Consider the following 10,986-nt stretch of genomic DNA (forward strand, 5'->3'; position numbering starts at 1 on the left):
AGCTATGCAATGAAGACCATTTTTGCCGGGAAGTGCAACCCCCAACCCCTTATTTACTCGTGCGCGTGCTGCCGCGTTCGATCAACTGCGCGTTAATGGTGCGGGTTTGGGAAAAGGGATGATCGACGGTTTGAAGGGCCTCATTCAGCAGATCCATAGCGACCGTCACCATTTGATCCGTCCGTTGGTCGAAAGAAGTCAGATCATAGCCATGCCATGCTGCCTGAGGGATATTGTCATAACCCAACACGATCACATCATTAGGGCACCGCAGATCTCCACACTCACGCAGGGCGTCGAGTACACCACAGGCCATCATATCGTTACTGGAAAAAATACCATCGGGACGTGCCCCCCGCTGCAATAGGCGACAAATGGCATTATAGCCACTTTGATAGGTATCATCGCCGCGAAGCCGAATCAGTTTGTCAAAACGGTCAGATGCTTTTTCAAGGGTATCGCAAAAGCCGTCTGCTCGTGCACGGGAGGCGGCATTTTTTGCCGGGCCTGCCAGCCACACGGGATGTATAACGCCTTGTTTGAGAAAAATTTCTGCTGCGGTCTGGCCCGCTCCATAATTGTTAGATGTGACCGTAGATATCCATGGACCCACAAAAGATGAATTAAAACAGATCACGGGGGTCTGAAGCTCGGAGAATGCATGAGCAACGGATTGCGAGCCCACAGCCAATGAAGTGACCACTGCATCAATTCTGTAACTGGCCAATTGGTCAAGTGCGGAATCCAAAGTCAGCGCATCGTCAACCTGAACCAGGAGAACCTGCAGTCCTGCCTGACGCAGGGCAATTGCAAGCCGCTCGAGTGCGGAAGCATAAAATGGATTATCTAGCCCCCCGATAACGACACCAACCATATGGGATCGTCCGGAAAGCATGATGCCTGGTATCCGATTGGGGCGGTACCCGAGCGTGGCAGCCGCAGCCATTACCCTTTCCTTCGTCTTGGCGGAAATACTCGCGTTTGAAGAAAAGGCACGGGAGACAGCCGACTGTGAGACACCCGCCAATTTAGCAACATCGATCGACGTAACGGAGCGAATGGTTTTGGTCTCCTTTGGCTGATGTGGCGTGCCGTAACGACTGAAGAAGGCACCCTGCAGTTATCTACTATGGGTCAGTAATTGCTGCCAACCTCTAATATTTTTCCTAAGCACGCTCCGAAAAATACTCAAGTGCGTTAGGTTCAAAAAGCATTTTTTGAGATAGAAGATGAAGCTTGCCGCAAGGTGGATTGCAGACATGGATGTACGGTCGGACCGCTCATGCCTGATTACTACATGTGGCCATTCTTTAAGTCATAAAAAAATTTTTTATAAATTTGTTCTTTTTATAAAGGTGCCAATTGTAAGGTGACCCTGGTTTTCTACTCTTCTTCGGCTGAATGCAGGCGATGATATTTTTCCATAAAAGCCTGTCTAACCCGCTTACTATCATTACCTGGGTCACCGATGGCTCCCTCCCTGCTATCGGGAGTGCCTGCGAGCAGCACATCAGGGCCTTTGAAGGCACTGACCGGCTGGCCGTCACACGCGGCATGCAGCTTTGAGTTAAACCTGCCTTTTGTGCGCCTTATACGGCGGAGGGAAAGCCTCTTTTTGAGCAGAGAGTTGCTGTCCAATGCAACATGAAGTGTGCGCATCAATCATCAGATGCGTCGCACGGCCAGACTGCTCTGTTAGCGCAACGAAGATCTAGTCAAAGGCATACCGGTGGCTCCGCCGGATGAACAGGTCTTGCATCCTAGAGGCTTAGTCTCAAAAACAACACAAGAAGAAACAAATTTCCTTATCGGCAAGAGGTCAGTTGACATTACGTTACGCACAAGGAATATTTATAATCGATTCGATTTAGCAAAGTTTTTGTCGGGGGGGGTACGTCAAGCAATCCACGGGCTGACGTGCCTCGATGACCAAGAGGATCAGTCCAGTATGACCATTTCGTTTATTACTGTTAGCGACTGGTCCTCGTCGCTGACTTATATGGTAAGAAAAAATATGCGTCGCACGTTGGGGCTTCTCGTAATTTTATCTTCTGGCATATCTTCGTCTGCGGCCTTCTCTCAATCCATTGACGCATCTCAAGCGGATAGGGATCCAGCCGATTGGCTTGAGACAGAAGTGGGAATTCCGGTAACCGATCCTCTGACCAAAGAAAAATGTGGCGCCTGCCATACCGCAGACAGCAAAGAAGATCTGTCTCGCATTTCATGGACCAGAGCTACACCAGAAGGCTGGGCGCAAACTCTTAAGCGTATGGTGAAGCTAAACGGCTTGTCCATCACGCCAGATGAGGCGCGTTCAATTGTAAGGTACCTTTCAACATCACATGGCCTTGCTCCCGATGAAGCAAAGCCTGTCATGTATTTTGCCGAACACCGCATTTTGGATGAAACAATCATTCCGAATGATACGTTGCATCAAACCTGTGCAAGTTGCCATGCTTTTGCTCAGGTCATGTCGTCACGTCGCAGTTATCGAGAATGGGCGCTTTTGCAGAATATGCATAAAGGACTCTACCCCACTGCGCAGCATGCTTATGATACACTGGTCGACACCCGGCCTGCTCACGCAGGAGAGGGAAGTGACCCAAAGAAGCAGGTGCCACAGTCTCTGGTTGCTCTTGAGTGGCTGAAAAAGAATGCGCAGTTGCATACCCCCGAATGGGCCGCCTGGAGCCCATCCATACAGATACCAGCCCTATCCGGTAAGTGGTTTGTTAAAGCTAATTTTGTTGGTCATGGGCCACTTATTGGGGAGATGACAGTCACACCAACAGCACCGGGGAATGCAACATTCACCACAGAGACTACGTTACGCTTACTTGATGGTCACCAAGCCTTTAGCCGTAAGGGTACGGGGCTTGTGTATGCAGGGTATTCATGGCGTGGCACCTCCCGTAGTGGTGCTCAGACAACAAGCCCTGATGATATGGCTGCCCCAATGCGGGAGACCATGTGGTTTGCACCGGACCAAACCAAAGGAACGGGTCGTTGGTATTGGGGAGAATATCACGAGTTCGGTCTGGATGTCATGCTTACGCGTGAAACCGGCACACCAATTCTTGCACTGGTTTCACCTGCAGCGCTGCAGTCGTCAGCCCAACAAATACAGATCCATCTTTATGGTGATGCGCTGCCAACGTCATTCTCTCTTCAGGACATTGATATGGGTGGCGGGGTTACAGTGCGAAAAATTGTTTCCGCTACACCCCATGAAATCGTCCTTACCGTTGACGTCGCAGCAAATGCAACTCCTGGAGCACGTAATGTTGCCATGCGGGGCACGGTGTTGCCTCAGGGTTTGACTATTTATTCCCACATTGACTATTTGAAAGTTACGCCACAGACCTCTTTGGCGCATCTGGGTGGTATAAAATACGGGAAGGGCTACCAGCAGTTTTCAGCTGAAGGATGGTCAAACGGGCCGGATGGGAAATCAGGGACGTCGGATGATTTCCTGATCAAACCTGTGCCTGCAACTTGGTCCCTGGCAGAGTTTTCAACAGTTGCCTACGACGATGATGTACAGTTTGTCGGGGCGATCAATCCTGTCACGGGTCTGTTTACACCCAATGTCGAAGGCCCAAACACCAAGCGGCGTTTTATGCGCAATAATTACGGTGAAGTATGGGTGGTTGGCACTGCAAAAACGGAAAAAGATGCCAACGGTACCCCGCTTGTTGGGCGCAGCTATCTTGTAACAACAGTACCGGCATACAAACGCTGGGATCAGCCGGAGGTATCACAATGAATGTTTTACATCGTCGGGACACCTCCCTTGCAGTCAGGCCGTATTATCACCGCAGTGAACTGCATGAGTTCAGTGCTGACGGCCATGAATTCATTTATGTTGTAGCAGCAGGAGCAATTTTTGCACTTGATGATGCCGCCAGCGCGGTTCTGGAGCAGCTTAAAAATAAACCAATGGAGCATGCGGAACTTATTGCAGCTCTTGTACAGCAAGGTCACTCCAAGAAAGATGCAGAAGATCTGATTCGTGAACTCTTGTTGGTACAAGTCATTGTAACAGAAAATTTCGTACCTGAAAAACCCGAAGCACCTCCGTCAGATTTTCCTCTGCAGGCTTTGGTCTTAAACATTACCAACCAGTGTAACCTAGCATGTACATACTGCTATGAATTTGGATCTGATAAAATTGCAACGCCGCAAGGCAAGAAAAAATTTATGACACTGGAGACAGCAAAGCAGTCTGTTGACTTTTTGCTAGAGAAATCTGCTCAACGTAAAGCTGTTCACATCACTTTTTTTGGTGGTGAAACACTTATGAATTTCCGTTTATTGCGCGATGTTGTTCTATTTTCTGAAGAACGCGCTGCACAAAGTGGGAAGGCAATTACGTTTAGCCTGACAACAAACGCAACGCTCTTGTCTGATGAGATTATAGAGTTTCTGTCAGAACACCAGGTTGGGGTTACCGTTAGTATAGATGGACCATCAGATTTACAGAATAAAAACCGTGTTTTTAAAAACGGAAAAGGTTCATATGATGTAATTGCACCCCGTCTGCGCAAATTGATAGAGAAGCATAAAAGCCGCGCCATCACCGCTCGCGTTACTCTGACCGATGGCGTAACCGATGTCACTCGTATTTATCGTCATCTTAAAGACGACATTGGATTTCACGAGATTGGGTTTGCTCCGGTAACAAGTTCAGAAAAACAGTCCTATAGTATCAATGATACGGATATGGGTGATGTTTTGCAGGAATTTCGTAATTTAGCTAAAGAATGGCTAAGTTTTGCTCTACGTAATCAGATGCACGGTTTTTCCAATGTTTCGGAAACCATAGGCGAACTAACAAAAGGCATAAACAAATCACATCCTTGTGGTGCAGGTCTTGGTCTGCTGGGCGTCAGCCCATCAGGTGATCTTTCTCCTTGTCATCGTTTTACAGATGCCGATAGCCATACTCTGGGAAATATTAATACCGGTATCGATTCTGAAAAACGCAGTGATTTTCTTTCTCGTGGTCATATTGGAACCAAATATGACTGCCATACGTGCTGGGCTCGCCCCCTCTGTGCTGGTGGCTGTCACCACGAAGCTTTTGTACGCTATGGCGATACAGGACATGCCAATTTGCATTATTGCGACTGGATCCGTGAGTGGACAGATGCTTGTCTTAAAATATATGGGGTACTTGCGTTGAAAAACCCTGGATTTCTTGAAAAATTTTCTGAGCGGAAAGCTTTATCATGAAACATCTGAAAGCTCTCAACAACAAAGCCCGACGGATTGAAGATGTGGCAGATCAGTCAGACCAGGATTTTGTGGCGCTTCAACAAACAACGCCTCCTCCTCGGCCACATGTGCCGATGGGCTGCACTCTTTCCTTCTCTCCTGGGTGGGAGGTTGATGCGGGTGGGGGTACTGCAGGTCTCTGCCAACCAGTAGAACGCGATATTTATGATTGTTACGTGACTTGCTTCTGGCCTGTGCAAGTCCCTGATCATGTCAATTATTCTCCCGATTGGGCCAGTAACTGTGCTTCCGCTACAAAAGACTGGCGTAATCTGGATATTGTCTTTCCGTAAAACGCACTATCATCCATCTCTGGGTTTGAAACCTTATTGCTGAATTCCTCCCCAAGGAAAACCTCACGTCATGAAAATTACTGGTTTTAGATCAGCTTTTTGCGCGCTAGCTACAACAGTATCTGTTCAAGCAAATGCAGCAACTATTGTTCTGGGGGGGTATCCAGACCAGCTACAATTTGTTGACGATACAAATGGTCATGTTACTCAAAAAGTAACTATGGAAACTGGACTGCCTTCAAATATTCAGCTTTCGGCTGACGGCAAGAAAATTTATGTCATGACGTTGACAGCCGCTGGACTAGAGGTTGTTGATGCCTATAGTCACAAGGTGTTGACGAAATTTTCTTTGAATACTCCGATAGATAAATACCGCTTTCTCGGCGGTGTACCGGATGCTTCAGGTCATTACTTCTATGCTATCGGTTGGCATATGAATAAACTTCTGGACCGTTACCGTATAGGTAAACCGCAATATCTTGTTATAGACATCCAAGAAAAGAAAGTAGTTCGTTCAGCCGATATTGATGATGATGACAAGGTTAGTAACGGCCGTCCTTCTTTTGCTGTCTCACCTAATGGTAAGACCTTCTATGTTTTTAGTAAAAAAGTTCTCATTGTCGATACCCATGACCTGAAAGTGACGCGTCGCATTGATTTAGCAATGCCTGACTCTTCATTGAATCGGGACGTGAATATGGGCGGTATCATTCATGCTCAGAGAGACCCTAATCATTATATTTCACTGTTTCAGTCCCAAGACCCCTATATCCATAACAAAACATTTGGTGTGGCTCGATTTGACCTGACATCCGGCACATTCAATTATACCCCTATTGGCGCGGCTCCACACACTGTGGAGGGACTTGAAATAAGTCCAGATGGGAAAGACGGTTATGCTATTGAACAAAATGGCGAATATGGAAGTCAGCGTTGCGAAGTGTGGCATTTCGATATTAAGAATAATATCGCGGTAGATCACGCAGAATTCCCCTGCCGCCGCAGGTTTTACTTCAGTATGTCATACGATGGAAAAAAACTTTATATCTATGGTGCTGGCTACGATATCGCTGTCTATAACGCCAAAACGTTAAAACAGGAAACAGATTGGGAACTGCGTAACGACATTACTATGGCGGGTATTATTAACTTACCTCAATAACATAGAAAGATATCACTCTTGAGCAAGCAGCCAGATCTGATCGCGATATTAGGAGACGGGATTTCTGCTCGTTGCTGTACACGGCTGCTGGAGCGAAGTGGTATTAGGGTGAGTGTCGATACGCGCCAACGTTCTGGTAACCCTGCTGTTATGCTCAGCGAGGCCACTCTTAATCTTCTAAACGATTGTCTGGGTGAGCGCCTCCCTACAGACCAATACCACCCAATCACGCGTAGAATCGTGGCCTGGGGTGATAATGATGCCGTAAGTATAAAACATTCCGGTATTGCGCTTGGTGCGCATCAACTTAATAAACTTCTGCCCCAACCAGTTTCAGACATAGGGGCTGACACTGCCGCTGATTTTCGGGTTTTTGCAGCAACGCCCTTTCCGGAAAGCAGTCACCAGTCTTTTGGTAAACGAATAGGCTCCGCGGCAGAGGTGGTGCTTTTATGTAAGGAAGAAAGTAATGCCTGCTGGATTGAATCACTTGATAGTGGATGGATTTTTTTAATTCCCACAGCCCACGGGCAAGGGTGGCTTCTAGGAGTTGGAGCTGAACTTGACACCCTTCTCTCCCGCAGCAGGTATCTTCAACGTCGTGTCGTTGTGGCTAAGCCAGCCCGCGCCATATTTGAAACAGCACCCCGCATGTTAAACCGGCTTTCAGGTCCAAATTGGCTTGCTTGTGGCACGCAAGCCATTGCGTTTGACCCTATTTGCGGTGATGGAACAGGCCAGGCCGCACGGGAGGCTATTCTTGCGGCTGCTGTTATTCAAGCACTGGCAGACAGAGACTGTGCAGAAACGTCCTGTGATAAGATTCTTACGCATTATCATTCTCTCCTGTTGGCTTCTATGCGCCGCCATCTAAGGCTTTGTGCACAGTTTTATACATCAGGCGGATGTACACCATGGTGGCAACAGCAGGTTTCAGATCTTATTAAGGGGTTTGAATGGTGTAGTGCGCAGCTTGAAAAACTACCTGAGCCAAAATATGAGCTTCATAATTTTCGTTTAATTCCTAGGTGAACTGCGGCATGAGCACATTCTCTTCTCCTGCACCGTGGCGTAGCTACAGTTTATTGCTGCCATTCATGAAGCCTTACCTGCGTCCATTAGTTTTTGTTATCGTGATTAGCCTTTTAGCAACAGCTCTGGGCCTGTCACAACCTTGGTTATCACGGCAAATGATAGATGTTGCGCTTATGCCATGTAACTTAACGGCGCTGATCGAAATTGCTATAGCGATGGTTCTTATCGCAATTGGAGGATACGCTCTGAATATCCTTTCAAGCTACCTGTATGTTTCTGCTTCATCATCTATGCTATTTGACATGCGAGGGGCTCTTTTGCGGCATTTGCAAACACTCTCCCCACGTTTTTATGCGCGCTTTCGTCTTGGTGACCTGATGTCGCGTATTAATAGTGATATCAGTGACATTCAGCGCGCCACGGCTGATACTCTCCTTTCAGTAGTTAGCAATGTGCTGACTCTTGGTGGGTGCATAGCGCTTATGCTCTGGCTTGACTGGCGGATGGCTCTATTCAGCGTTGTTCTTATTCCAGTCTGTATGTTTATTTTCATGCACTATCAGAAAAAACTGACAGATCTTACGCGTCAGATGCGTGAACGTGGAGCTGATCTGGGGAGCATGCTTGTCGAAACCATCATGGGCATGCGTGTCATTACCGCTTTAAATGCCGGAGAAAACGAAATCGCCAGGTTTAAGGCTGGTAATAACGCGTTTGTTTCTGCCATGATGCGCATGCAATTTACCTCTTTTCTGGCGGGGGCTGTGCCGGGTACAGTGTTAACCCTCACTTCTTCCTGCATTGTTTTATATGGGGGCATACAAGTCATACATGGTCATATGACGATTGGCACTCTTGTTGCTTTCATGAGTTATCAGGCACGTCTTTTTGGTCCGGTGCAGGTGCTTATGGGATTAGCGTCTGGATTAAGTTCAGCTCGTGTTTCATTGGCTCGAATTATTGAATTGTTTGAGACACAACCAGAAGTGCGCGAACGTCCAGATGCTCGTACATTTACGGGTCTTCCCATGACTATTCGTTTTAAGAATGTGTCTTTACGTCATGGCGCACGTGATGTGCTACGTGAGGTTAGCTTTGATATTCCACATGGATGCTTATGCACGGTGCTCGGACACAGTGGCGTTGGAAAATCAAGTCTTGCTGATTTGATTGTTCGGAATATAGATCCGGATCAGGGATGTATAACCGTTGGTGATGTTGACCTAAAAGAATTTCAGTTAGGTGACCTGAGAAAAAGAATTCTTTTGATTGATCAATCACCGTATTTATTTAATGATACGATTGCTGCCAACATAAGATTTGGTATTCCAAAAACAACACCCAAAGATATTGCACGAGCAGTGCGGCTTGCTGGGTTAGAAGGCCTTATTGCTCGTCTACCTGATGGGTTAGAAACACAAACGGGCGAGAGGGGACTGTCCCTTTCAGCCGGGGAGCGCCAACGTATTGCCTTTGCCCGTGCATTGTTACGCAATCCGGATATCTTGATATTGGATGAACCCACCGCAGCTCTTGATTCTACGACAGAGCAAATCATTACCTCTGGTTTAAGAGAAGCATTTCCGGCGGCAACACTTATTGTCATTACACATCGTCCTGAACTGTCAAAACTGGCAGATCAGATTATTACCCTTAAAGAAGACGGGATACATGTCAGCACTTCGAGGAAGAATATGTATGCCTGAGCTCTCACAACCTCCTTTGCCGCGGCCGCTTGATCCTCCACCTTGTCTCTCTAGTTACTCGGGAGACGGCGTGCGGATTGCCGTCATAGATAGCGGAGTTAATCCACGCCACCCCCACATTGATGCAAGCCGTCTATTACCGGGAATCGCGATTTATCCGGGTCAAAGAAAAGAATATGGTGAAGATGCAACCATGGACCGTTTAGGGCATGGTACAGCTGTTATGGCCGCGATTCAGGAAAAGGCTCCAGCAGCCCTTTATGTGCCCATTCAGGTTTTTAATGACAGCCTTAAAACAAGTAAAAATGCACTTGTTCAGGCTATTGAATGGGCAATTACACAGCGAGTTCACTTGATTAACCTTAGTCTGGGTTCAACAAACCCAGCCCATGCTGAGGCACTGATTACAGCTATCGGCAGTGCCAGACAGGCCGGCGCAACACTTATTGCAGCACAAGATGTAGGCGGGAGTATCTGCTATCCCGGTATCTTGCCAGATGTTGTTGGTGTGACACTAGACTGGGACATACCCTGCACAAGCTACCAGGTACTGTCAGAAAACGAAAAGCTGACACTTTCTGCTTCAGGTTACCCTCGAGCGATCCCTGGCGTGCCGCAACGCCGGAACCTTTATGGAGTTAGTTTTTCTGTCGCACAAATAACAGGTTCATCCGCGTGCTTTCTGCAAGAAATTAGAGAGAGGGGGCTTTCATCCACTCTGGAAGATGTTTTGCGACAGAAAGCTGATGCCTCTTCAGCGCATGTTAGCCGATCTCTCACCTGACAGGAGGGCCTAATGTCGTCAGTTTTTGTTCACAACGCCAACAATGCCTTAGGTTCGGTGTCTCGCCGTCATTTTTTGGCTGGAGGTGGATTGCTACTGGCATTTGCACAAGCACCCCGCGTACATGCTGAGGCAGCGCGTTCTGCTTTATCTAATTCTCTAAAGCCGGACACTCCGACAACGCTAGGTGGACTAGTCAGGATTGGGACGGATAACCAGATTTCTCTTATTGTTCCAAATATAGAAATGGGGCAAGGTATTTATACGACCGAAGCTATGATGATAGCAGAGGAGCTTGAGGTCGCGCTTGAGGCTATAACGGTTCTTACGGCGTTACCACAAGAAGTCAGTGATATTTCGCCTGCGTTTCTGAAATCTCTCTCTACTGGCGGGTCTAAATCTGTGAGGAAAGGGTGGATTCCGCTTAGACAAGCTGCCGCATCAGCAAGGCTTATGCTGCTAGCGGCCGCTGCTGAAAAATGGAACCTGCCCCAACAAAGCCTTTATGCAGAAAACGGAATTATATCTGATGTATCAGGGCGTTATCATGCACCTTATGGCGATTTCGCCCTCGATGCGGGCCGACAGCATGTGCCTGAACACATTCCTCTTAAGCCTCCGGCAGAATGGAAACTCATAGGTCATTCTTGTCCACGTGTTGATATTCCTGCAAAAGTAACAGGTAAGGCTATATTTGGTATTGATGTGCGTGTGCCAGGCATGGTT

Annotated in this window: 9 protein-coding genes; 8 read left to right on the forward strand and 1 reads right to left on the reverse strand. The window is 47.5% G+C overall.

Annotation, left to right across the window (positions count from 1 at the left end; genetic code table 11):
* Positions 1–49: 49 nt before the first annotated feature.
* Positions 50–1,060: a LacI family DNA-binding transcriptional regulator gene (locus AD930_RS09165; protein ID WP_156476961.1), complete on the reverse strand. Its 1,011-nt coding sequence runs from the start codon at positions 1,058–1,060 to the stop codon at positions 50–52.
* A gap of 669 nt (positions 1,061–1,729) precedes the next feature.
* Between AD930_RS09165 and peaA the strand changes: the two genes are divergently transcribed.
* The 8 genes from peaA to AD930_RS17815 form a co-directional block, all read left to right on the forward strand.
* Positions 1,730–3,769 (forward strand): quinohemoprotein amine dehydrogenase subunit alpha, encoded by a 2,040-nt coding sequence (peaA, locus tag AD930_RS09175; RefSeq protein WP_208598590.1) that lies wholly within the window; start codon positions 1,730–1,732, stop codon positions 3,767–3,769.
* Positions 3,766–5,238 carry a quinohemoprotein amine dehydrogenase maturation protein gene (peaB, locus tag AD930_RS09180; RefSeq protein ID WP_061505994.1) on the forward strand — a complete coding sequence of 491 codons (1,473 nt, stop codon included), beginning with the start codon at positions 3,766–3,768 and terminating at the stop codon, positions 5,236–5,238. Before peaA ends, peaB begins: the two co-directional genes overlap by 4 nt.
* Positions 5,235–5,573 (forward strand): quinohemoprotein amine dehydrogenase subunit gamma, encoded by a 339-nt coding sequence (gene qhpC, locus AD930_RS09185; RefSeq protein WP_043550828.1) that lies wholly within the window; start codon positions 5,235–5,237, stop codon positions 5,571–5,573. The genes peaB and qhpC overlap by 4 nt, the downstream gene beginning before the upstream one ends.
* Positions 5,574–5,643: 70 nt before the next feature.
* Positions 5,644–6,735, forward strand: coding sequence for a YncE family protein (locus AD930_RS09190; protein ID WP_061505995.1), 1,092 nt, complete (start codon positions 5,644–5,646; stop codon positions 6,733–6,735).
* An 18-nt stretch (positions 6,736–6,753) separates the two neighbouring features.
* Positions 6,754–7,767 (forward strand): hypothetical protein, encoded by a 1,014-nt coding sequence (locus AD930_RS17810; RefSeq protein WP_156102499.1) that lies wholly within the window; start codon positions 6,754–6,756, stop codon positions 7,765–7,767.
* An 8-nt stretch (positions 7,768–7,775) separates the two neighbouring features.
* On the forward strand, positions 7,776–9,476 hold the full coding sequence (locus tag AD930_RS09195; RefSeq protein ID WP_061505996.1) for an ABC transporter ATP-binding protein: 1,701 nt from the start codon (positions 7,776–7,778) through the stop codon (positions 9,474–9,476).
* Positions 9,477–9,546: 70 nt separating this feature from the next.
* Positions 9,547–10,260: a subtilisin-like serine protease QhpE gene (qhpE, locus tag AD930_RS09200; protein ID WP_208598591.1), complete on the forward strand. Its 714-nt coding sequence runs from the start codon at positions 9,547–9,549 to the stop codon at positions 10,258–10,260.
* 12 nt (positions 10,261–10,272) lie between these two features.
* On the forward strand, positions 10,273–10,986 hold a 714-nt coding region (locus AD930_RS17815), incomplete at its 3' end, for a molybdopterin cofactor-binding domain-containing protein (protein ID WP_156476962.1).

The organism is Acetobacter malorum, from assembly GCF_001580615.1.
GTDB classification, from domain to species: Bacteria; Pseudomonadota; Alphaproteobacteria; order Acetobacterales; family Acetobacteraceae; genus Acetobacter; species Acetobacter malorum.